At 48.0% G+C, this 22,373-nt stretch carries 21 protein-coding genes; 9 read left to right on the top strand and 12 right to left on the bottom strand.

From position 1 onward, the window contains the following. Positions 1-20: 20 nt before the first annotated feature. Genes D9980_RS00940 through D9980_RS00930 form a run of 3 tightly spaced genes read left to right on the top strand, consistent with a single transcriptional unit; the run spans position 21 to position 1,994 of the window. Positions 21-995: a fimbrial protein gene (locus tag D9980_RS00940; RefSeq protein WP_121606132.1), complete on the top strand. Its 975-nt coding sequence runs from the start codon at positions 21-23 to the stop codon at positions 993-995. Between the two features lie 14 nt (positions 996-1,009). Further along, a complete protein-coding gene (locus D9980_RS00935; RefSeq protein WP_121606131.1) occupies positions 1,010-1,657 on the top strand; it encodes a LuxR C-terminal-related transcriptional regulator in 648 nt (215 codons plus the stop codon). Between the two features lie 58 nt (positions 1,658-1,715). Then, a complete protein-coding gene (locus D9980_RS00930) occupies positions 1,716-1,994 on the top strand; it encodes a helix-turn-helix transcriptional regulator (RefSeq protein WP_024484812.1) in 279 nt (92 codons plus the stop codon). Between the two features lie 30 nt (positions 1,995-2,024). On the opposite strand, the gene D9980_RS00925 is transcribed toward D9980_RS00930, so the two are convergent. From D9980_RS00925 to murQ, 4 genes are all read right to left on the bottom strand, one after another. Beyond that, entirely contained in the window at positions 2,025-2,564 is a 540-nt protein-coding gene (locus tag D9980_RS00925; RefSeq protein ID WP_024484811.1) for a FidL-like protein, read from the bottom strand. Beyond that, positions 2,557-3,393 carry a winged helix-turn-helix domain-containing protein gene (locus tag D9980_RS00920; protein WP_024484810.1) on the bottom strand — a complete coding sequence of 279 codons (837 nt, stop codon included), beginning with the start codon at positions 3,391-3,393 and terminating at the stop codon, positions 2,557-2,559. Before D9980_RS00920 ends, D9980_RS00925 begins: the two co-directional genes overlap by 8 nt. A 148-nt stretch (positions 3,394-3,541) precedes the next feature. Then, positions 3,542-4,993: a PTS N-acetylmuramic acid transporter subunit IIBC gene (murP, locus tag D9980_RS00915; RefSeq protein ID WP_121606130.1), complete on the bottom strand. Its 1,452-nt coding sequence runs from the start codon at positions 4,991-4,993 to the stop codon at positions 3,542-3,544. 2 nt (positions 4,994-4,995) lie between these two features. Next, positions 4,996-5,904 carry an N-acetylmuramic acid 6-phosphate etherase gene (gene murQ / locus D9980_RS00910; RefSeq protein WP_121606129.1) on the bottom strand — a complete coding sequence of 303 codons (909 nt, stop codon included), beginning with the start codon at positions 5,902-5,904 and terminating at the stop codon, positions 4,996-4,998. A gap of 228 nt (positions 5,905-6,132) precedes the next feature. Between murQ and D9980_RS00905 the strand changes: the two genes are divergently transcribed. The 4 genes from D9980_RS00905 (at position 6,133) to D9980_RS00890 (ending at position 11,610) form a co-directional block, all read left to right on the top strand. Then, a complete protein-coding gene (locus tag D9980_RS00905; protein WP_121606128.1) occupies positions 6,133-6,993 on the top strand; it encodes an SIS domain-containing protein in 861 nt (286 codons plus the stop codon). A gap of 279 nt (positions 6,994-7,272) precedes the next feature. Further along, positions 7,273-9,138 carry a glycoside hydrolase family 3 protein gene (locus D9980_RS00900; protein ID WP_121606127.1) on the top strand — a complete coding sequence of 622 codons (1,866 nt, stop codon included), beginning with the start codon at positions 7,273-7,275 and terminating at the stop codon, positions 9,136-9,138. A gap of 18 nt (positions 9,139-9,156) precedes the next feature. Beyond that, positions 9,157-10,242 (top strand): hypothetical protein, encoded by a 1,086-nt coding sequence (locus D9980_RS00895; RefSeq protein WP_024484805.1) that lies wholly within the window; start codon positions 9,157-9,159, stop codon positions 10,240-10,242. 36 nt (positions 10,243-10,278) lie between these two features. Next, a complete protein-coding gene (locus D9980_RS00890) occupies positions 10,279-11,610 on the top strand; it encodes an exo-beta-N-acetylmuramidase NamZ domain-containing protein (RefSeq protein WP_121606126.1) in 1,332 nt (443 codons plus the stop codon). 224 nt (positions 11,611-11,834) lie between these two features. On the opposite strand, the gene D9980_RS00885 is transcribed toward D9980_RS00890, so the two are convergent. Then, positions 11,835-12,074 carry a DUF1127 domain-containing protein gene (locus tag D9980_RS00885; RefSeq protein WP_121606125.1) on the bottom strand — a complete coding sequence of 80 codons (240 nt, stop codon included), beginning with the start codon at positions 12,072-12,074 and terminating at the stop codon, positions 11,835-11,837. A 166-nt stretch (positions 12,075-12,240) separates the two neighbouring features. Between D9980_RS00885 and D9980_RS00880 the strand changes: the two genes are divergently transcribed. Continuing rightward, positions 12,241-13,692 carry a PLP-dependent aminotransferase family protein gene (locus tag D9980_RS00880; protein WP_121606124.1) on the top strand — a complete coding sequence of 484 codons (1,452 nt, stop codon included), beginning with the start codon at positions 12,241-12,243 and terminating at the stop codon, positions 13,690-13,692. Positions 13,693-13,788: 96 nt separating this feature from the next. On the opposite strand, the gene D9980_RS00875 is transcribed toward D9980_RS00880, so the two are convergent. The 6 genes from D9980_RS00875 to D9980_RS00850 all read right to left on the bottom strand — a co-directional run bounded on the left by D9980_RS00875 (position 13,789) and on the right by D9980_RS00850 (position 20,308). Further along, positions 13,789-14,361, bottom strand: a complete 573-nt coding sequence (locus tag D9980_RS00875; protein ID WP_121606123.1) for a helix-turn-helix transcriptional regulator — start codon at positions 14,359-14,361, stop codon at positions 13,789-13,791. A 142-nt stretch (positions 14,362-14,503) separates the two neighbouring features. Next, a complete protein-coding gene (locus D9980_RS00870) occupies positions 14,504-15,676 on the bottom strand; it encodes a fimbrial protein (RefSeq protein WP_121606122.1) in 1,173 nt (390 codons plus the stop codon). Positions 15,677-15,772: 96 nt separating this feature from the next. After that, positions 15,773-18,427 carry a fimbria/pilus outer membrane usher protein gene (locus tag D9980_RS00865; protein WP_121606121.1) on the bottom strand — a complete coding sequence of 885 codons (2,655 nt, stop codon included), beginning with the start codon at positions 18,425-18,427 and terminating at the stop codon, positions 15,773-15,775. A gap of 77 nt (positions 18,428-18,504) precedes the next feature. Then, positions 18,505-19,206 (bottom strand): fimbria/pilus periplasmic chaperone, encoded by a 702-nt coding sequence (locus tag D9980_RS00860; RefSeq protein WP_121606120.1) that lies wholly within the window; start codon positions 19,204-19,206, stop codon positions 18,505-18,507. 56 nt (positions 19,207-19,262) lie between these two features. Continuing rightward, a complete protein-coding gene (locus D9980_RS00855; RefSeq protein WP_121606119.1) occupies positions 19,263-19,814 on the bottom strand; it encodes a fimbrial protein in 552 nt (183 codons plus the stop codon). A 113-nt stretch (positions 19,815-19,927) separates the two neighbouring features. After that, positions 19,928-20,308 carry a helix-turn-helix domain-containing protein gene (locus D9980_RS00850; RefSeq protein WP_121606118.1) on the bottom strand — a complete coding sequence of 127 codons (381 nt, stop codon included), beginning with the start codon at positions 20,306-20,308 and terminating at the stop codon, positions 19,928-19,930. A 544-nt stretch (positions 20,309-20,852) separates the two neighbouring features. On the opposite strand from D9980_RS00850, the gene D9980_RS00845 reads away from it, so the two are divergent. Continuing rightward, positions 20,853-21,170, top strand: a complete 318-nt coding sequence (locus D9980_RS00845) for a helix-turn-helix transcriptional regulator (protein ID WP_121606117.1) — start codon at positions 20,853-20,855, stop codon at positions 21,168-21,170. A gap of 63 nt (positions 21,171-21,233) precedes the next feature. On the opposite strand, the gene D9980_RS00840 is transcribed toward D9980_RS00845, so the two are convergent. Then, a complete protein-coding gene (locus D9980_RS00840) occupies positions 21,234-22,370 on the bottom strand; it encodes an HlyD family secretion protein (RefSeq protein ID WP_121606116.1) in 1,137 nt (378 codons plus the stop codon). Positions 22,371-22,373 lie beyond the last annotated feature (3 nt).

Here is a 22,373-nt window from a genome sequence, read left to right as displayed (position 1 = left end):
ATTTTAAATCAGGATAAAAAATGCATACTCAAAGAAAATGGTGTTCACTTCACCTCATATCACTATTGCTCAGTTTATTATTTATGAGCCAGACAGCTAAGGCTTTAGACTGTGTTGAAAAAGGAACTCAGTTGGTGAATATGCCACCAATCCCCGTCGGTAAACTGGCGATCCCTTCCAATGTGCCTATCGGAACCAAAATATGGGAATCCAATGAAATCAGTATGACGGCCTATTGTGATAATGTTCTTGGCACAATCACTGACGTAGTGCATTTTTATTTCAACCCAAAATCCCAGTCGTTGGGAGAAGGACTGAAGCTCGGTGTGAGTTATAATGGCCAGGATCTTGAGGAAAATGCACAAAGTTTGAGCACCGGTAGTGCACCTATCAAAAAAGGTCAGAATGTCACTATCCCAATTACGTTCAGGCTCTATATCAAATTGGCAGGTAACGCACCAAGCAATGGGACCTATAAAGGAAACGATCAATTCATTGTATTCCAATTAGATGGCAGCCGCGGCCTGAATAATTCCGCCAACGCAAAAAACGTAAAATATACGCTATCAGGCCTGCAAGGAGTCCGCTTTCTGGCCTGTGGCTCAGATTTAAAAGTCTATCCTGAATCGCAAATAGTCAACTTTTCCGCTATCCAGAAGAATTTGTTAACGGGAACCTCTGGCGTAAGCATGCCTTTCGCTATTCAAGCAATAAAGCAAGGTTGTCTCGATAACTTCTCGCTACAGGCTGAATTCTCTACCCCAAGTCCATTGATTGGTGATGATGCAATAGACTTACAGAATGGGACTAAATTAACCCTATACAACGATTTACAACAGGCTATCAAATTTAATCGCTACGATGATTTTGCAGAGTTAAATAATGTCAATCAAGTCAAGAAAGACTTTATAGCGACAATAAGTGCAATTCCAGGAAGAGACATTGCCCTGGGTCAATTTGATACCTCAGTGATTGTAAAAGTCAACTACTACTAATACTTGGAGATAACATGGCGGTTTGGCAAGAAATAAATGACTTGGAACCAATCAGTCAGGGATCGTGCTTTATTGTTTTTTTTAATGATTTTTGTACGGAGATGGGGCTTAATTATTTGTTGGAGAATGCGTATTCTGAGCTAGGCGTTTATAAAATGCAGCGTTCTATCCAGCAGTATACTATGCCGACTTATGATTTAATTAATTATTTTTCAGCCTTAAAAAGAGATTGCATTAATAACAGAGTCATTATTTTAACCGAGAATAAAGAGATGGAGATTTTACATTCCCTTACTTCATTTAAAATGTTCCATTTATTGTCAAAAAAAGAGACCCTACAGTTTATCCATCGTGTTGTTACTCAGTCCGTCAATACTAATAACCAATATGCTAGCCCAGGCATTATTGAAAAGAAAGAAGCTAATGGTGCTAATAAACCCCTCTCACAGCGGGAGTGGTTTGTATTAAACAGTTTGGCTCGAAAAATAACGCCTGCGGCCATTGGCAAGATGGCAGGAATAAATATTAAAACCGTCAGCGCGCATAAAATGAACGCCATGAGAAAGTTAGGACTTACCTCGCCACAGTTCCTTCAATTATTAGTGGGACTTTCCGAAGTTAAAAATATTAGCACGATGGTACTGAAAGAACCGCCAAAATGATATTTATACTGAGAGTAGGCCAGACCAATATCATTGGTTTGGATGAGGAAGGTCTTCAATGGAGTTTAGAAACAATGCCAGATCGCTGGTGAAAGCACTGGAAGATCCGCGAGTTCAGTACGACGATCAAAAATTGAAAGAAGAGGTTGAGTTAGAGTATATTCTACAAAAAATGCGTGAAGAAGCGGGATTAAGCCAGGCAGAAGTCGCAAAAAGACTGGGAGTCACACCACCAGCAATTAGCCGTTTGGAAAAGAAACCGACACACGCCAGCTTTAAAACGCTCAAACGCTATGCATTGGCATGTGGTTTTAGCCTGTACTTTTATTATCGATAGGCGTTGATTTCTGCTAGTTTCCCAAGAAATTTAATGATACACACACATCATAAAAGGTGACTGATTATTCGAAATTAAAATAGTATTCTCGGTTTTCGGTTTAATCACTACTATATCGTTATAGCCCACTTTGAACATGCTGTCAAACATGACAAGGCTTGCGAAATTGTTATCAATATTATCGATTGCATTGACATCGATACGCTCACTGTTCAATGTATAAGTATGCTGTCTAACACTCTCAACTCGATAACTATAGTAAATATTTCTTAAGATCGTTTGCTTTTTTATGACTTCATTTTTTTCATTATACATTGTCGCGGTGCCACTTATTGCGTAAATAATATTGTGCGAATTCAAGAATGAGAAGTAAACATTGGCATTCATAGTCACAAGTTTGTCATTGTATATGCTTTCCACACTAATATTACCACGACAACCGTAGTTATAAATGGGCTCATCCACGCGATTGTTTTGGTAACTGAATACGGTATAAATAGCATATAGAACAAGTACTGCCGTCACCAATACAGTAGAGATTATTATGTTTTTTGTTTTTATATTACTCATTGCATTTCCTATCATTTCTATAAAAACTCTGGCATGATTCTATGCGGTTGTCTTTACCCACCTCGCATCTTGCCATAAACTCACGAAAGGAGCCGGTGTTAATAGGAGATAACGTTGATTCAGTATGAAATATGAAGGCATCATTACTTTTGCAAACCATATTTTTATCGGCCATAAAACATTTGGCTCGAGCTATAAATTTTTCATTTTCACTCTTAGTAATGGGTGTCACAGAGTACAATTTACACTCACCAAAATTTGCAACAAAATGGTTAAGTTGCATAGGTTTTTTATCGTAACTTAAGATTACAAAAAATGAGATTAAACAAAAGCTTAGAGCGAGAAAAAGATAAACCACGACAGATTTTTTGATATTATTTTTGTTATTTATATCGACAACTGGAGTTGGCTTTTCTTTAAGCAAAACGGTTTCATGTGATTTATCATCATGAATTAAAGGCTTTTCATCAAGGATTTCCTGCTTTTCAGATTCAAGATAAACTTGCACTTTGGTTTCTTTCTTGATCAAGAAACCAATTTTAGGAATGGTTACGATAAATTCTGATTCGATACCTAAGCTGGAAATGATTTTCCGCAATTTACTGATACATTGATTGAGATTGTTATTGCTTGAAATCAAACCATAATCATCCCAAACCTTCTGGAACAGAGTCTCGCGTAGTACGATGGAACCATGCTGTTCGATAAGCAAGGCCAGGACACGCCGAGCCGGATTAGAAATGATTATTTTCTCATTCCCATCCTCAAGAAGCGTAAACGCGTTTTCATCCATATTGAAAAGCACGCGATTTTCAATGATATAAATCATTCATAAGATACCTTTATCTTTCATTCTAACAAGTATATCCCAGTGAATCATAACTTCAAGCGTAGGCGAAATCTTGGAGAGTGCAAAAGCTGCTAGATGGGGATAAAAAACAGCCCTGCAAGCAGGGCTATTTCGCAATAATATTAAATCAGCTTAAATCAACATCCTTGCTGCCAAACAACCAGGTCAGAATAAAGCCGGCGATATAGGAGATCAAAATACCGGCGACATACACCAGCATGCCGGCAAAAATCCCGTTGGCTGAGGTCATTAATGGGATCGACACCAGGCCCGAAGGACCAAACACCGTATTCAGCCCCACCGGCAACCCCATCCAGGCAACCAGACCGATAAAGAACCCACCGACCGCGCCCCCAAGACAGGCAGTAACGAAAGGCTTCAGACGCGGTAAGGTGACGCCGTAAATCAGCGGCTCACCAATCCCCAGCAGGCCGGGGAAAATGGCACCTTTAATCTGGGTACGAAGCAGAGAGCCTTTAGGAGAGCGAGCAAATAGCGCCAGTGACGCCCCCACCTGCCCTGCACCGGCCATCGCCAGAATAGGGAACAGCGAGTTGAAGCCCTGCGCATCCATCAAGGCAAAGTAAACCGGCACAAAGCCCTGATGAATGCCAAACACGACGGCGATCAGGAACAACCCGGCCAGAATGGCGGTACCGAACGGGTTGCCGTTCAGGTGCATAAACAGCCATGACATGCCCTTAAACAACTCACCGCCAACCGGCATAATCACCACAAAGGTAATGGCGCCAGTGATCAGCAGGGTAATTGAAGAAGTCAGGATCATATCCAGATTATCGGGGATCACCCGGCGCACCTGCCTTTCGATCCATGCGCCCAAGATACAGGCCAGTAGCACCCCAATAATGTTACCGCGTGGGTCGATCGCCAGCCCAAAAAAGTCGCTCATGCCTGCGTAGTAGCCGGTAGTTCCTTCCGGTACATAGCGTAAAACAAACAGCGAAGCGATGATCGCTCCGTTAACCCCGGTGCCACCAAAGGCCTTCTGAGTGTTAAAGCCAATCAGGATACTGAGGAAGGTAAACAAACCGATGCTGAACACTTTCATGTAAGCGATCAGCCCTTTGAGCCATGCGGCCGGTGCCACTCCCTCCACGATCAGCGTTTGCTGCATCAGGGTAGCGATCCCCAACAACAGCCCTGCGGCAATAAATCCTGGGATCAGCGGCGTAAAGATCGTGGCAAATTTAGTCAGGAAATTATGCACCGCGCTATTTTGCTTGGCTTTCATCTGCTGCTTGTTTTCACTTGCCAGGGCCTGCAAGTCAGCTTGCTCGGCACTCCCCCGTTCCTGCTGCGGCTGCGCCGTTAACAACGCATTCATCATCTCGCTGGCAGTTTGCGCTTTGCCAGGGCCGAGGATAACCTGCAGTTGATCGTCGCCGTTAACTACCCCCATCACACCAGGGATCTTCTTCAACTCATCAAGCCGTATTTGCTGACGATCTTTTAACGTCAGACGCAGCCTGGTCATGCAGTTACCGCAGATAATGATATTTTTACTGCCACCTACCAGAAGTAAAATTTGCTCTATCATCGGAACGGTTATTTTCGCCATGGTTATGCCTGTATCCCTTGCAGTGCTTGACGGATAAATCCTTTGTTTTTACTCAAAACCGCGCTGGCCTCAGGTGCAGACAAGCCGCCGAGGATCATCACAATCGCGGTTTTGCAGTGGCGCTGACATTGATTAAGTGCTTCTTCCGCCTCTTCAGGGCTGCACTCCGTGGCTTCGACCACGATATTGACCTGGCGCTGTATCAGCTTGGCGTTGGTGGCTTCCACGTCGACCATCAGGTTGCTGTATACCTTGCCGCTGCGGATCATCGCCCCGGTGGTGATCATATTCAGGATTAACTTCTGCGCCGTTCCCGCTTTCATCCGAGATGAACCTGTCACCACTTCTGGGCCTACCACCGGTTCAATCGCGATATCGGCTGCCTGACCCATTTCGCTATTCGGATTGCATGAGATGGCTACGGCAGTCGCCCCAACGCTACGGGCATAAGCTATTGCCCCCAGCACATAAGGGGTGCGGCCGCTCGCTGCGATGCCGACCAACACATCACGCGCGTTGAAATCGAGATTACGCAGATCCTGCTCGCCCATTTGCGGACTATCTTCGGCATTTTCCACCGCCTGCAAAATCGCGGCATGGCCCCCGGCAATCAAACCAACTACCTGCTCACGCGGCGTACCGTATGTTGGTGGGCACTCACTGGCATCCAGGATCCCCAACCGGCCAGAAGTACCCGCACCGCAATAAATCAATCGGCCACCGCAGGCAAAAGCGTCTACCACCAGATCCACTACCCTGGCGATTTCTGGCAAGGTGGCGGCTACCGCCAGCGGCACTTTTTGGTCTTCGCTGTTGATCACTGCGAGCATATCCAGAGTGGGCAACGTATCAATTTGCGAACTGGCCGGGTTGCGGCTTTCCGTCACCATCTGGCTTAAATTTATCTTCATGGAGGTTTCCAATGGGTTAAGATTTGCGACAATGTTAAGGAATTATTTATTCGGCAAATGTGATAATCGTCACGGTAAATCTATTCTCGCCGAGAGCTAAATCAGGAATAAAGCGGAAAAATAACCGCCATTTAAACTTTAATTTCCAACAATTTCAAATAAATAAGTCAAAGGAATGAAAAGCCCCCTAACTGGAATAATCTATTACACACAGTGGAGATATTGTTGATGTCAGTCCTGAACGAAATCACCTGGTTGTTGCCAAGCCTGGCCGAAAACCAGCAAAAAATCGCTAAATATATCCTTGATAACCCGGAAGCCGTCCTGGGCATGTCTTCTTCCCAGTTTGCTGAAGATGCGGGGGTCAGCCAGTCTGCCATCGTCAAGTTTAGCCAGAAAATCGGTATGAAAGGCTTCCCCGCCCTGAAAATTGCCATCAGTGAAGAGCTGGGTAGAAATAACCTGTTCAAGTCCTCTCCGCACAAGGCCTTGCATAACGCCATTTCGTCGGAAGATTCATTGATGGTTGTGGCACAAAAGCTGGCCCATGAGAAAAATGCCGCAATCGTCGAGACGACAAAAAGGATTAATTTCGCCATTTTCCAACAGGTGGTCGATGCCATCGATAACGCCCAGCGCGTGCAGATCGTCGGCATTTGGGGCTCTGGCCTCACAGCCAAAGATCTGAGCTATAAATTACAGAAGATCGGTATCCTGAGCCTGGTAGAAGCCGACCTTCACGTCCAGATTGCCACCGCGCAGGCGCTAACCGCCAAAGACGTACAAATCGTGATTTCTTTCAGTGGCCGCAGGAAAGATATGCATATCGCCGCCTCCATGGCAAAAGCACAGGGAGCGACAGTGGTCGCCATAACCGGCAGCAAAGATAATGCTTTAGCCAAAATAGCCGATTATGTATTGGAAAGTGTCTCTGATGAAAACGAGTGGCGGAGTTCTTCGATTTCGTCCAGAACCGCACAGAATACCCTGACGGATTTGATTTTCCTGGCGTTAATGCAACGGCGCAAAGAGAGCGCCAAACCTCTGGTGCTGAATGCGAGCATGACCATTAATAACCTGGACGACTGAGCCCCAGAAAAAACCGAATACCATTAAAACAATGACAAGAATTATCTTAACTTTTTATGACGAGATTAAAATAATTATCGCAAGATATTCTTGCCCTTAAAGGGTTATTCTTTGCTCGCCCCCTTTACCAATCAAGCTGCGCGATACAATGCTGGTATAAAAAACCGGCATTATTCCTTTGCGCATCACAAACACGAATCGATCAACTGTGATAATTATCACTTTATTACCTGATTTGGAATGTACAATCGCCGGAAATTGATACCTCGGAGTCATCCCATGAAAAAAATAATACCGGCCATCTTTTTATTTAGTGCCGGAAGCTACGCGGCCGCTATTCCAGAAGCCCAACTAAAAGAAATGTGGCTTTCCCCCAAAGACGCGGCTGAAAAGCTCAGTGTCGACATGAGTTTTGCAGAAAAACTCGGGCAAATGTTGATGGTTGACATTCGTTCCTGGGATGAAACCAGTAGCGAAAGTAAAACGCCATTCATCGAGATGAATACCCACGTCAGTAAAATGATGACTGACTATCATTTGGGTTCAGTGATCCTGTTCCGTGAAAACCTGATTAATACCCCACAAACGGTTGAGTTGATTAATAATTTCCAGCACGCACGGAGTAACTTACCGCTGTTTATCAGTACCGATCAGGAAGGTGGGTATGTTACCCGCCTGCGTGTGGGCACTGAGATGCCGGGCAATATGGCCTTGGGGGCTACCGGTGTGGCCGATTTAGCCAAACAGGCTGGGAATATTCATGGTTATGAGTTAACCAGCCTTGGGTTTAACTTTAACTTTGGGCCGGTAGTGGATGTGAATAACAACCAGAATAATCCAGTCATCGGCGTTCGCTCTTATTCCGACGATCCTATTCTGGTTGGGCAATTAGCTCGCAGCTATATCGAAGGTATTCACCAATATCCGGTGCTCACCTCTCTGAAGCACTTCCCCGGGCACGGCAACGTCGCCTCGGATACCCATTTTGCACTCCCCAGCGTCAACACGGATAAGGCTTCATGGCAACAGACCGAACTGAAACCCTTTGTCGACGTGATGCCCGATACCGATGCCATCATGACCGCCCATGTGGTGGTGCCAGCGCTTGATAGCACCATCCTGACCAACATCAAGGGAGAGAAAATCGGTACCCCGGCGACCTTATCCAAAGCGATCTTGACCGATACCCTGCGTAATCAACTCAAGTTTGACGGGCTGATCCTGACGGATGCCATGGACATGGGGGCCATTACCGGCAATTTTGACCGTCATTGGTCCATCAAGCAGGCTATTTTAGCCGGTAATGATATTGTCTTGATGCCAATAGGAATTAAAGACAGTGCCAGCATTGAACAACTCGGCGAACTGTACGCTTATTTGCAGGCCGAAGCGGAAAAAGACCCGGTGCTGAAGCAGCGCATTGAAGATTCCGCCCAGCGGGTGATTTATACCAAGCTCAGTAAACGCATCTCCCCTGCGCCTCATAATGCTGCCACGGCTGAAAGCATTGTCGCTTCCAAGGCGCACAAGGATCTGGAAAACGCCATTTCGGAGCAGGCCATTACGCTGATCAAAAACGATCGGGTCCTGCCTTATCCGCTTAAAGCACAAAACAACATTATGGTCTTTTCGGACGAAGGCCCACGCAATGAGTTAATCAACAAGCATTTAGCTCATATTGCCGACGAGTTGAAAGTGGGCTTAAACGTCAAAGATCAGGTGGTCAAACTGGATCAGGACACGTTGACGACAGAAGAGATTGAGCAGCAACTGCAAGGTCAGCAGTTGGTTATCCTGGCTACCTACAACCTGAAGCTCAACCCAGCCAATGCCCAGCGCATCATCGACGTAGCCAACAAGCAAAACATTCCTCTGGTGGTTATTGCTACGCGTAATCCCTATGACATCGCTTATTTATCGGGCGTAAAGGCTAACATTGCGATTTATGGTATCACCGGCTTTGATGTGACCAATAACGTCCGCAACAGCCTGGAAACCAATATTCGCAGTGGTTTAAGAACGCTGTTCAAGGGGCCAGCAGGGGATAGCCTTGCAACGCCTCACGGTAAATTGCCGGTTGATATTAAAACACCAGATAATAATAACGTGCTCTACCCACGCGGTTACGGATTAACAGCATTATAATATCTCTGAAGGTAAAACATGAAGATCTTAACAGGGCTAGTGATTTTCAGTGCCATTCTCATGGCACAACCGGTATTGGCTGATGAGTCTGAGACGGATTATGATCAGGAGATCATCAAACTCAATAAACGCATTCAGCAAATAGAAAAAGAAAAGAAAGAGGCACAGGATAAAGTTCACCAACAAACCTGGCGCTTTGATACCTATATCGGTACCGAGCAGGAGATAGACAGTGACGATCGCTGGAAATATATCCGTGGCAGCGTAGCTACCTCACCTTATGTCGGTGCCTTTATTTACCAGAATGATTCATTATGGCTGTATGACGTTCAGTTTTTGAAAACCTATCTGGATAATACGCCAGAATATGACCGCACACGTTGGCAGGCAGGCGTCACCAGAACCTTTCCCTTTACTCTGGCAGGGAAAACTGGCAACACCAAATTGCGCCTCGGTTATCGTAACGACAACTGGCATTATCCGTCCATCAGCAACCCGGCACTGGCCGATCCAGAATACAAAGGGGATATCCGCAAGGGTGAGGAGCGACACGAGATCTGGATCCGTCCGCAAGCCTATTATAAGTACTCTGATAGCCTGAGTTTTAATGCCAGCCTCTCCTTCCGCCTGATTGACCGCAAGTTGGATTATGCGCGGGCAAAAGGAGATTATGGGGTTTACAAACGCGACTGGAGCCAGATCAATGAGCACTTCGCGGGGGCGAACCTGACGTTTAACCAGAAAAACTCCCTCTGGCTGAACTATCTGTATATCGATGAGCAACTGGTCAATACGCTGTATAACAAGGAGCATTTCTTGTGGGCGATTTACCGTTACAAGTTCGATAGTGGCGTGATGTTAATGCCTTATACCCGCCTGGCGCTGACTAAAGGGACGCAAAGCTTCCGCGACTCCAGAAACCAGGAAACGGTGTATAAAGAGAAAGACCGAAGCCGCTACGGCTTCCAGGCAATCTATCCGTTTACCAAGCAGACGTCGCTGTTTGTCGACAGTTACTACCGCCCGGAACAAACCTGGATGAACGGTGATAAAACCAGCAACAACTTCTGGTTCTGGGCGCTGGAACTGCGGCATAACTTCTGACGGGCAATTGATCCCATTAATAGAGAGAAATAAGGAATGAGGCATCTGCTACTGACAGTGTTATTCCTGTGCTCGTCGTTTGCTCTCAGCGCTGGCTATGTCAGCGCTGTACCAGGCATAGTGCTCGGCGTCGACCAGGAACAAACCTATGGGCCACTGCTCAAAAATAAGCGCATCGGCCTGATGGTGAACCAAAGCTCAATCAATAAACAGGGCCAGCACACCATCGACAAATTGCTCGCCGAGCAGGAGAAATATCAATTTACCGTGACCACTCTGTTCTCGGTAGAACACGGTATCCGTGGTAATGCCGATGCCGGGCTGGGCGACGATAATCATATCGATAAGCACAGCGGCCTGCCGATCGTGTCTTTGTATGGCCGGGATGAGGATGGGCGTTCTCGAGCCCATCCCACCGAGGCACAGTTAGCCAATGTCGATATCGTTATTTACGATCTGCAGGATGTGGGCGTTCGTTTCTTTACCTACACCATTTCCCTGCACCACATGCTGGAAAGCCTGCAAAAATACCATAAGAAAATGATGGTATTCGACCGGCCAAATCCGCTCGGCAGCCATGTGTATGGCCCTATTCTTGAGGAGGCAAACATCTCGGGGATTGGTATGCATCCGATACCAATGGTGCACGGACTCACCTCCGGGGAGTTTGCCCGCATGATCACCGGCGAAGGTTGGCTGACGAATTTCAACGATACCCACTGGCAGGCCTTTGGCAACAAAGACCATCAGTTGCCCGCTGAAGACCTGATGGTTATCAGCATGGCTAACTACCAGCATGACACCCCTTATTCACTGCCAGTACGACCATCACCGAACCTGCGCAGCGATCTGGCTATCCAGCTTTACCCTTCTTTGGGGCTGTTTGAAGCCACCAGCGTCAACATGGGCAGAGGTTCAGACCATCCATTTGAACAACTGGGTTTCCCTACGCGCCAGTTTTACGTCAATACCTGCTATCAGGTGGATATTAACCAGCAGAAAACCGGTTGGCCCCAGGCCGGAAAGGAAGTGTGCGGGGAGATTTTGACCGCTACCGATATCAGCCAGGTTAAACCAACGATACGTTACCTGGTCGACTGGTGGTTCAAGTTCAAGACTGCGGGCTATGAGATGGTGATCCCTGCGGCAAAAGAAGCGCAGTACCTGGATTATCAGGAGGAGTTCTTCTTGATACGCCCTCAGTGGCTGGCCAAGCTCACCGGCACCAGCAACCTGGTTACGTTGCTGAATGACGCAAGCGAAAGAAAACTGTCGGTTGATGAAACGGTCCAGTTCATCGAGGCCCAGTGGCAGCCTGGGGTAGATAGCTATTTGCAACTGCGCGAGAAATATAAGCTGTACCCTTAACGAGACTGCGATGGTGCAAGGGGCGCTACATGCTGCGCCCCCTCACAAACTCAGCCATTGCCACGTTGTCATTAACCTTTCCCTTTTCCTATGACTTTGACTTTGACTTTTGGTGGCGGTAGTCTTTGCCACCTCTTTTTTTGTCAGTGCCGGTTATGGGGCGCAGCATGCCGCTGAGATGAGGTTTCTATGGCCCCTCTCTGTTCTACTCTCCTTAACCCAGCTCAGCGCCAGAACGGACGGCTGTAGTCTCGCTTGATATCATCCCGGCGTAGACCGATATCCTTTAGCTGATCGCCATTCAGCCTTGCCAGGGTATTGGCAGCTTTGCGCCGCTCATTCCAACGCTTTGCCCATCTGTATGCTTTTAGCCATAAACGGGCAACAATAGAGTGGCGTTTCGTTGTTGCTCCCTCAGCCGATAAGCAGCCACCATCAATTTGATTTTCAACAATATTACTCATAATCAGCTCCCTGTCAGTCGATGAGCCCTTAGCATGATGCTTGGCTGAAAAACATTACAGATGCAAATAGCGGCTATTATTTCCATACAGATATGTGCTAAACAGTCTGAATGGTAAAAATCAGCGCCATCTGTACTGGTCCTTCTCTCTTTATCAGGTGATATCCATGACTCGCTACCAACAATTGGCCAATATCCTTAGCCAACGCATCAAAGAAGGGCTGTATGTGCCCGGAGAACGGCTGCCTTCCGTTCGGGTATTGAGTGACGAGCACGGAGTGAGTATCAGCACCGTACAGCAGGCCTATCGGCAGCTCGAAGAGTGCCTGCTGATCGAGTCGCGGCCGAAATCGGGATACTTCGTGCGCTGTAGCTCAAATCTTCCTGCTTTACCCGCGCTATGCAGCCATGCACAACGGCCTGTCGAGATTTCTCAGTGGGAAAATACGTTGGAGTTTTTACGGGGGAGCACTCAAAAGAATTTGCTACATCTGGGCGTAGGCACGCCGGATCTGTCTGGCCCAGGCCTGAAAATACTCAGCCGTTTGCTGGCCCGTATCAGCCTGCATCAAAGTGAGGAAGTGCTGGATTACGACAGTATTTACGGCACCACGGCGCTGCGTGAGCAGATTGCCCGCCTGATGCTAGACAGCGGCAATCATCAATCGGCAGACAATATCATCATCACCTCTGGCTGCCATGGCGCACTGGCTATTGCGCTAGGGGCCGTTTGCCAGCCTGGTGACATTGTGGCGGTGGATTCCCCCAGCTTTCATGGTGCGATGCAGACGCTGAAAGGGATGGGGATGAAGGTGATTGAAATCCCCACCGATCCGGTGGTGGGGATCAGCCTGGAGGCGTTGGAAATGGCGCTGGATCAGTGGCCGATTAAAGCCATCCAACTGACACCAACCTGCAATAACCCGTTAGGTTACAACATGCCGGATGAGCGCAAGAAAGCGCTGCTGACATTGGCTCAACGCTATGACGTGGCCATTATTGAAGACGATGTGTACGGCGCACTCGCTTATCAATACCCACGCCCGCCGACCATTGCCTCGTTTGATGATGATGGCCGCGTATTGCTGTGCAGTTCCTTCTCTAAAACCGTTGCGCCCGGTCTGCGGGTTGGTTGGATTGCACCGGGCCGTTACTTAGAGAAAGCGTTACATATGAAGTACATTTCCGCTGGCCGAGTCCCCACCTTGCCACAGCTGGCAATGGCTGAATTCATCAAGCAAGGGCATTACCTACAACATTTACGCCGCATGCGCCGCCAATATCAACGTAATCGCGACATTATGACGGGTTGGATCATGAAGTATTTCCCGCCAAATACCTGCCTGAGCAGGCCGCAAGGGAGCTTTATGTTATGGGTGGAGCTGCCTTACGGGTTCGATAGCCTGCGTCTGAATCGCTGTTTGCTGCCACAGGGCATACAGATTGCCGTCGGTTTTATTAGTTCTGCTGCCGGAAAATACCGCAATTGCCTACGGCTCAGCTACAGCAAGCCCATGACCCGCGAGATTGAGCAAGCGATCCAAAAGGTGGGCAAAACAATTTATGAATTGCTGGAGGTGGAACAGCCAGCAATGGTGGCGGAAAAGCAGAACCAATAAGCCAGTTAGCCGTGCGATGCTTGGCGCCATCGGCCCACACGGCGATGGCCCATATCGTCGTTAAAACTCCGAAAATGGAGCGCAAGAGGGTAAAAATCAAAAAATCGCCATCCTGAGCACCTCTTTTCTCACTGGCCATATTTCGAACATGTTCCTCCCCCCAAGCTTAATAAATGCATTTCGCCTGTGTGTATACACTGTTTTTATCGAGATACATAAAAACTGGCTAATAGAAGTGGCATTCATACCATTAATCGTATGAGTGAGTATGGCTTTTTCTCTTTTGGTTAATTTCCCTTTCTGCAAGTCTACCGAAGGTTTCACCTGCTCAACATCCTCAGTTATTTTATCTAGAATGTTTTCAATGCTGGCATGGGGATCCAGTAAAATATTCTTTTCAAAAGCAATATCGAAATTTGACCTGTGATTTACTGGGATAACAACCATTCTTCCTGGATGAGAGTTTGTTGAAATCAAGAGTAATATTTCACTAATATAATTTAATGTATAGAAAATGTATACATCATCACTGTTTAAATTATTTTTTGGGTAACTTTTAAATTCATGAAAGTCTATATGACTCACTTCTCTTTCATCATTTTGGAGGTGTTCTTTAATCCCAATGAAGAAATAGTAATTTTCAGTAATGACTTTAATATTTACTGACATATCATTATGTCCTTATTGTTTGTATGGGGAGCCGGTGACATGAGAATTTACCGACGGTTTGCTAACTCCCTAGACAGTATTAATTTTTTATAAAAGATGACGACACTCGAGACCTTTCTTATCTCGGTGTCGTCTTTTATAGTTAATAATAGTTGATGGTAAACGTCACTTTGCCATTAGCCTTGCCTGGCGAGACAGTCGTAGCCGTTTGAATATAGCGTGCTGAAAGTGGCACCCGAAGCGTCGTACTGCCGTCTTTTGGCAGCGTCATAGTCTGTTCTGTGGAAAAGTTAAACAGCGTCGGCGTCTGGCTGCTTAATCCCCAGCCAAGCTGGATCCCCACGCCCGATGCGGCACCGGATACCGTTGAATCGATGGCCATGATCCCATTAGTTGCATCAATCACCGAGGTTGCCGGGGTCAAGCGCACACCAATGCTGTTATTGGTTGAGTTGGTCAAAAGCCCGGTACCGGTAGTGTAATCGAACATCAACATACTGTTGGCTGCATTATAAAAACCGTAGAAGGTCGGGCAGTTGGTCATCGTGATTGACGCATCAATCCAAGGAGTCGTCACGCCCTGGCCAGTAAAGTATTGCCGCATATCGTAACTGCCAAGATTGACATTCACATCCGGCGTGGTGCAGGTCTGGGCTGATATTGTCAACTGCCCCTGAAACTGGACACGGGTAGCCGTGATAGGCAACCCAGTTGTCGACGGGTGACTCAGCGGATTAACAATAGTCAGGCCAGCTACCGGAAGCTTCGACGAATCCAATACATGGTTACCTGGAGTAATAGCGCCGATTTTAATCAGTGAGACATAGATAACCCTATTCACCAAATAAGGCTTAAAATGGCCCCCAGTTATCGGGAACTGAACATCGCCGGGAAACTGGTAGTTCGGTGCGCCAACCTTGGCCGTATCACCATTATTACTGCGGGAGATGGCAATGCCTATACCAGGAATACCCGTCTCATAAACCGCCCCTCCGAAAGGGCTGCCCGACCAACTGGCTAGCCCCATAGGCGCCTGCTCAATACTCCAGGCAACGTTGAACCAGATAGAGCCGGGGTCCACCGTTGATGTACAATCCATCACACTGATGCCAGTTTCACCACTAACCCAACGTCCTTGATAAATTACCGTCCCGAGGGGAATATCTGCCCCTGCTGAAATCGCTGCGGGAGTGAGTTGAACCATATCGGTACGGGAAGAACCACTTACCGCTGAACAGGCAACGACCGCCAAGGCGCTATTGCTGGCTACCATGAGCAAAAGTAACCCGGCCGTACGCAGTATTATTCTCTTCATTCTTTCACCTCTGGCACAACCGTATGCGCCACACTTGCTATTTTTTATATGACCTGCACGACACTTCACCAGCCAAATAGCGGTCATACCGGACGGCTAACCCTGGTTAACCGCCGATATCGCGTCGTTTTTTGCCAGTTTCGAACGCGGGGAACCGGCAGAGGCCGTTGCCGTGCAAGGAGAGTTGAATTGCTGTATCTTCTCCTGCTTCTGGCCTTTGGCTATAGGCATCAGCACATAGCTGACGGTGCATTGCATTTCACCACCTTCCCCCCATTTCACCCGCAGTTGGCCCTTGTCTTCCGCTACCCGTGCATACAGTTGCCCACCCTGACCCACTGAGCCTACGCTGTTGCCCTTACCATCAAAGATATCGGCGCCGAACGGTACCGGCTCTCCTTGATAGGTTGCATTCACCAGGATTGGCGTGCCCCGCTTGGTGTTGTATTTCAGCCTCACTACCGCCCCGGAATAAGGCGCGACTTTTTGACTGGTATTGTCCAGTTCCACATTGGCTGCCGTTCCCTTCGGATCGATACTGATTTCGTTCATCTGGTAAGGGTTCAGGTAAGGCACCACCGCAAAGCCACGTGAATCGATGCTCACCCCTGGATACGAGGAGACCTTGGCCCCTTCGGCTCCTTTGGCTTCCACCAAGGCAAAAGTCTCCGAGCTATACGGCGTAAAGGTTACTCCCCCCGCATGCGCAATCACCGTGCCGTTCATCCCGGCCGACGCACTCTGGTAACCTTTCCCGGTGCTGACCGTGCCGCTCAACGCCGTGGCTGGGCTGCGGTAGCTACCACTCAGCGCCCCACTGGAGCCCATGCCCTGGTTGGCGTTCATCGCCGTCACGCCATAACTGAACTGGTTATCCTGCCCTGCGGTTCCGGATACCGTAGCCTGCTGACCATAACGACCGCTGCTGTCATGCGATAAATCCATGCGTAGCTGCGGCGTGTGAGTTTCATCGTTACGCCCCAACGGCAGGCTGAAACTCAGCAGATAGTTGGTCTGTGATCCGGCCAGACTGGAGAAACTGCGGTTGATGCTCAGGCCATACGACAGGTTCTTGTACCGATTGTTGTAACCCATCTGGTACTGCTTCTCAGTGCCGTCTTTGTTCCAATAGTTCTGCAGCGAGCCGCTGACATACAGCTGGCCCCAGTTTTCTGGCAGCCCCTGTGCGGCGGTGACCGTCACGCGATTTTTCGCCCGCCAGACAGAATCCGGCGAGAACCCCTGCGCTACCGCATCGCGGGTCTGCATCGCAGTCATAAAGTCCATGTAACCACTGGTTGAGAAGCGGTATGCCGCCAGCGACAGGTTGCTGTTGGTTTCACTGATCAGCTTGCTGTAACTCACCTGATAGCTTTGCCCGCTCAGGCTATTACCCGGCTGATGTCGGCCGCTCGCATTAGTGCCGTTACCCAAATGAGTGCGCGCCTGTGTGGCATCAAAGGCCAGAGCCCCTATCGGCGTCCCCACCGCAGCCCCCAGTTGCAACGCGTAGTAATCCTGGCTGGCCTGCAGGCCGCCATAACCAGTAACGGAGTTGGTCAATCCAAGTTGGTAAGTTGCCTGGTAAAGCGCGGGCTTCTCACGCAGGTTATCGCTACGGACTTCACCCGCAGTGATCGAATATCGTGATGAGCCTGGGCGTAATAGCTGCGCCACCGAGGCATATGGCACGCTGAAGGTCTGTTCGGTGCCGTCAGACTCCCGCACGGTGACGACCAGATCCCCACCGTATCCGGTCGGGTACAGATCGTTGATCAGAAACTCGCCGGGAGTAACGGTGGTTTCATACAGCACCTGCCCCCCCTGGCGTACGGTGACACGGGCATTGGTGCGAGCAATGCCACGGATATCCGGCGCGTAACCGCGCAGCGACTCCGGTAACATTCGCTCGTCGCTGGCCAGTTGAATGCCGGTAAACGGCAGCGTATCGAACAGTTGCCCGGTGGTGTTCGACTGCCCCATCAGCACGCGCGCCTTGAGCTGCGGGATATCGCGCTGCAGATAAGTATTGAGGCTGGTGTACTGGCTCTCGCCATTGTCCGTGCGGGTGTAGGAGCCGTTGTGGCGCAGGTACCAGGCTCCGACGTTCACCCCGGCGTTCACACCGGCATACATGGAATTAAAGGTATTACCATGCGACTCACTGGTATAACCATTGACGTTGTAGCCCAGCAATAATGCAGGTACGCCACTGTCCCACAGTTCCGGGCTCACCGTGCCCCGAGCCATACTCAGCGTGTAAGCCTGCGGGATCATAATATCCAGACGCTGCTCATTACTGTCATAACTTACTTGGGATTCAGGCAGTTTACGCACCAGATCCATGCACAGTTCACCCTGGGCTTGCTGACCTAAAAAGTCCGCCGGCAATCTGTCATAATTGAACGGTATATTTTTAATCAACTCGCGGGTCAGGCAGGGATACACGGATTTGTCTGCCCGCGCCTTAAATTCAATGTCGGTATTACTGACGAGTTGATTGTTAATGTATAAAGCAGTTTTATATATCCCAGGCAACCCCGCAGAACCATTGGCAAAGCGGCTGAGATCCACTGACTTTTGATCGTCAACATTCAGGAATGAAGCATCAAACTCCAGATTCTTGGCGATCTCGGTCGGAGGACTAATGGTATTTTCAGCACTGGCGCTACCCACGATAAACGTCGATAAGATAGCCATCGCGAGAGGGGTTAATTTACGCTGGGATCCATACTGCACATATCTTGACATAACGCATCCCTTCATAACTCATTCCTGAATAGTGACAATCCTGTCACGCCGTATAGAGTATTTATGCAACGAGATTATTATTTAATGATGGCGTTGAACGAATTAACTGCACCGTAGTCATTAACAAAATCACCGGTCACGTTATTACCTGCCTTTACTGGCAACGTAAATGTCTGTGTTCCGCGCGGGGCTACCATCTCCCCTTCCACCGTTTTACCATTCACCGTGATGCTCGAAAAAGAGACATGAAAAGGGGTTGGGTTAGTGGCCTGAAGGCTATTTCCTTTTGCACTCCAGATGATGGCTTTGACGGCATCATTGGCGTTACCCACCAAACCGACGGGCCGGTAGAACAGCTTGATGCGCGAGCGAAACGCCATCTGCAACAAATTTTCCTCGGTTTTGGCCACTTTCTTGGCCGGGACCTCGAGCACGTTGAGCCAGAATACCGATTCCCTATCCATCGGTAGTGCGCCACCGGTGTAGCTGATACGCAGGGTCTGGCCTTTGCTGGGTTCCACACGGTTCATCGGCGGGGTCAACACAAAAGGGACCTGAATAGCGGAGGGTTTGGCCGTGATATCGCCAGTATCGATCCAGCTTTGGATCAGCACAGGGGACGGCCCGACATTGTTGAGTTTGACGCTCACCTCTTTAGCCTCAGACGGATAGATCACCCGAGTGCCGCTGATCACCACGCTGGCCAGGCTGCAGGTCGTAAAGAAGGCTAAGGCCATCAGACAGAAAGCATGGTAGATGTTCCGGGGAAAAAGCGACATGATAAGCTCCTTGCTGACATGCGAAATGGGGGAGGGTTTCCCCTCCCACCAACGTATTACTTGTACTGAATCGAATAAACAACGCTACTCAGTACGGTACCAGCAGTGGTTTGACCATCTGCATAGTACTCAACGGCATATGGCAGGTTGGCGGTACCCGCAGTCAGGTCATAAGGAACATAAATGGTATTCAGTTTCTGGTTCTGGTTACCCGCCTCGATCACAGCTTGAGTGGCGCTTGAGCCGTCACGCAGTTGCAAGCTGACATTGGTCGCCGTACCGCCCATGTTTTTCAGGTGGCCTGTCACCAGATCAACAGAAGAGCCCGCTTCGAAGAAGGCAGAAACCGTCTTCAAGGTACCTGCGCAATCGCTCAGTGCCATGTTGAAGCCTGTACGGCCTGCAGTCTGGGTAGCCGCTGTCAGTTGGTTGGTCCCGATTGTTGGTAATTTCACGGTTGCGTCTGCCGCTTGACCATCAACAATAACGTCGCAGGTTGTTGCCGTCAGTTCACCTTCGAATTCGATAGTACCCGTAGATTCAGCCTGAGCCAGGCCAACAGAGCCAAATAAAGCGACGAGAGATGCAACGATTGTTAACTTTTTCATATATATTCCTACATACCTTGTGTTGTTAAACCATTCTAATATCCATTAGAATGGGGAGGGCATCCATGTGATATGGATATATCTATATATTTTTTATCAATTACAGGGGGAACTCATTCGATAAGTAAAGATTTAACCCTTTGATTATCTACAGAGTAGCCGACACCACGCACGTTTGTTATCAAATCATCATTCAGACCAATTGATGACAACTTGCTTTTTAGTTTTTTAATTTCTTGCCAGAGCCGTTGATTAGATGATGATAGACCAAACTCATCCCAAACATTTTTCAAAATCTTATTTTTACTGATGACTTCGCTTTTTCTATTCTCAAGTAAAAATGATAATAATCGCGTTTGCATCTCATTTAAAAAAACAAGCCTGAAAGACATGGGGTGTTCCTCATCTTCATTGATGAAATACATAAGCCTTCTGTGATTAACATTGAAATAAATATCTTCATCGATTAGGAATCCATGCAAGTTATCTTCCATAACTATCTCGGCTAATTTTTAGTTCTTAAAAACCACCCATAATGTGAGTCTATTATATCTGCAAATTGCCGTATAACAATCCATTCTAAATAGTGAAAATGCCATGCTTAAAAAATGACCAATCGATATTTTATGTTTAAATAAACGCTAATGACAGAATTTATATCTATTTAAATTTAAAAAAACAAACCTTACAACCAATTTCATTTATTCAATTTTATTAGCCAAATATATTGAATGTACAACTTTATCGGATTATTCTGTCGAGGAAGTGGATTTTATATTATTATTCATATAGATACATAAATTACCTCATTAAGATTAATCTACCTATCGTCTAAATGAACAGAATGTGCATTTGGGTGGCGATACAATCTGTTGCGGATCAGTATTTAAAAGGTTGATACTGGGCGTGCTTGCAGAATTAGTGGGCGGACGGACTGGTCACGCTGCATCCGCGCGACTTCTGCTCTTTAACAAAGCGGTGTGTTTATGTTCTTGGCCTTTTGAGAGAGATACGCTGCATTTCCACAATTCCAGAGGTATGAAGTCAAGGTACTTATGGAGCTTTCAAAAGCAGCGGATACCCCCACATCCAACACGTCTGAGTGTGTACAGAGAGCTGGTTAAAGCCGGGCATCAGAGGCTACCTGTAGGAGAACTGCAAAAGCGGCTTGAGATCCCTGCGTCGACATTAAGCCATCATCTATCAGCGCTGATTTCAGTTTCTCTGGTACGTCAGGAGCGGCAAGGACGAATACTATTCTGTCATGCCCTCATTGAAAATCTGGACTTGACGCCCGCTTCCCTGACAAAGGAGTGTTGTTCTGGCACAAAGGAGTGTTCCACTACAGTAATCTGAGCCCGCAATTCACATTGTGGGCTTTTTTGTGTCTGCAGCACGATCCTTTGGCACAACTAACCGTTAGTGATCCAGATAGAGATAATGTAGCCAACTGGTCATGCGTAGCAGGACCTTGCGCATGATGGAAAGATGCTCAAAGTGCTCTGTATAGACCGCAGTTTGCGCAGTGACCCCATCGGGCAATTTATCGAGGTCTGGAACAGGGTCTAAATCAATCATCACGTAAACACCCTCCTGCTGAGCGCCGACATTTAGCCCCTGCAATACACCGCTGGCCTGATAGCTGCCGCTGGGGACCACAGGCAGCACCCGCGTTACCGAGCCGCCATAGATTTTCCCGGGCAAGCCGTTAAATACCACTTCGGCCTTGTCTCCCTGAGCTAAACGCAGGATCGAGTTTTGACGGAATACCGCCACCACCTGCCGTTTTTGTTGCGGAATAAAAGTCATCACCGGTTTGAACGGCAGACGCACTGCCGTCGTGCCAGGCCTGGCCAGCACTTGAGTGACGTAACCATCGCTTGGTGCTCGAATGATCGTTTGTTCCAAATTGTAGGTTGCCTCTGCAATCTGCGATTTCAGGCTGGCGATGCGAGCATCTTCACCGTTGTAGTGACCCGAAAGCTGTTCTCGCGCCTGCTGAAGCTGAGACTTGGCAACCTTTAGCGCTGCGGATTGCGCCTGGAACTGCTGCTGAGCATGGCTGATATCTTGTTCAGAAAAAGGATTAACTGCCATTGTCGCGCCTTTAGCATAGCGCTGATAATCCTTGCGGGTTCGTTCATACTCGGCATAAACCCGCTGCACATTGGCTGAAGACTCTTGCAACGCAGCCTGCCGTGTTCTGACATCCGCTTGCGTACTGGCAAGATCTGCCTGCAGTTTGTTCAGCCGGGCACGGTAACGGGTATCATCAAGGCGAAACAGCACATCCCCTTTATGCAGTAACATGTTGGTCTTATCCGTGACCTCGACAATCACTCCCGATACCTGGGGAACAATAGGCACTGAAATAGCGATTTTCTGTGCTCGATAGGTGTATGGATGGTTGTAATTCATACCCAGAATCAAAGCACCCACGATAAAAATACCGCCCAGTACCGCGGTCGGCACGGTCCATTTATTGATTGGGATACGGAACAGTTTGAATACGCCGTAGCTCAGCGCAACGTAGCTGAGAATAATTAAGAGATCCATACC

It is taken from the genome of Serratia sp. 3ACOL1 (assembly GCF_003668775.1).
Classification (GTDB): Bacteria; Pseudomonadota; Gammaproteobacteria; order Enterobacterales; family Enterobacteriaceae; genus Chania; species Chania fonticola.
This window is presented reverse-complemented; position numbering and strand designations above follow the sequence as displayed.

Bases quoted from the DNA above. Each gene is read 5' to 3' on its own strand.
- D9980_RS00940 (WP_121606132.1), top strand. From the start codon at position 21: ATGCATACTCAAAGAAAATGGTGTTCACTTCACCTCATATCACTATTG.
- D9980_RS00935 (WP_121606131.1), top strand. From the start codon at position 1,010: ATGGCGGTTTGGCAAGAAATAAATGACTTGGAACCAATCAGTCAGGGA.
- D9980_RS00930 (WP_024484812.1), top strand. From the start codon at position 1,716: ATGGAGTTTAGAAACAATGCCAGATCGCTGGTGAAAGCACTGGAAGAT.
- D9980_RS00925 (WP_024484811.1), bottom strand. From the start codon at position 2,564: ATGAGTAATATAAAAACAAAAAACATAATAATCTCTACTGTATTGGTG.
- D9980_RS00920 (WP_024484810.1), bottom strand. From the start codon at position 3,393: ATGATTTATATCATTGAAAATCGCGTGCTTTTCAATATGGATGAAAAC.
- murP (WP_121606130.1), bottom strand. From the start codon at position 4,993: ATGGCGAAAATAACCGTTCCGATGATAGAGCAAATTTTACTTCTGGTA.
- murQ (WP_121606129.1), bottom strand. From the start codon at position 5,904: ATGAAGATAAATTTAAGCCAGATGGTGACGGAAAGCCGCAACCCGGCC.
- D9980_RS00905 (WP_121606128.1), top strand. From the start codon at position 6,133: ATGTCAGTCCTGAACGAAATCACCTGGTTGTTGCCAAGCCTGGCCGAA.
- D9980_RS00900 (WP_121606127.1), top strand. From the start codon at position 7,273: ATGAAAAAAATAATACCGGCCATCTTTTTATTTAGTGCCGGAAGCTAC.
- D9980_RS00895 (WP_024484805.1), top strand. From the start codon at position 9,157: ATGAAGATCTTAACAGGGCTAGTGATTTTCAGTGCCATTCTCATGGCA.
- D9980_RS00890 (WP_121606126.1), top strand. From the start codon at position 10,279: ATGAGGCATCTGCTACTGACAGTGTTATTCCTGTGCTCGTCGTTTGCT.
- D9980_RS00885 (WP_121606125.1), bottom strand. From the start codon at position 12,074: ATGAGTAATATTGTTGAAAATCAAATTGATGGTGGCTGCTTATCGGCT.
- D9980_RS00880 (WP_121606124.1), top strand. From the start codon at position 12,241: ATGACTCGCTACCAACAATTGGCCAATATCCTTAGCCAACGCATCAAA.
- D9980_RS00875 (WP_121606123.1), bottom strand. From the start codon at position 14,361: ATGTCAGTAAATATTAAAGTCATTACTGAAAATTACTATTTCTTCATT.
- D9980_RS00870 (WP_121606122.1), bottom strand. From the start codon at position 15,676: ATGAAGAGAATAATACTGCGTACGGCCGGGTTACTTTTGCTCATGGTA.
- D9980_RS00865 (WP_121606121.1), bottom strand. From the start codon at position 18,427: ATGTCAAGATATGTGCAGTATGGATCCCAGCGTAAATTAACCCCTCTC.
- D9980_RS00860 (WP_121606120.1), bottom strand. From the start codon at position 19,206: ATGTCGCTTTTTCCCCGGAACATCTACCATGCTTTCTGTCTGATGGCC.
- D9980_RS00855 (WP_121606119.1), bottom strand. From the start codon at position 19,814: ATGAAAAAGTTAACAATCGTTGCATCTCTCGTCGCTTTATTTGGCTCT.
- D9980_RS00850 (WP_121606118.1), bottom strand. From the start codon at position 20,308: ATGGAAGATAACTTGCATGGATTCCTAATCGATGAAGATATTTATTTC.
- D9980_RS00845 (WP_121606117.1), top strand. From the start codon at position 20,853: ATGAAGTCAAGGTACTTATGGAGCTTTCAAAAGCAGCGGATACCCCCA.
- D9980_RS00840 (WP_121606116.1), bottom strand. From the start codon at position 22,370: ATGGATCTCTTAATTATTCTCAGCTACGTTGCGCTGAGCTACGGCGTA.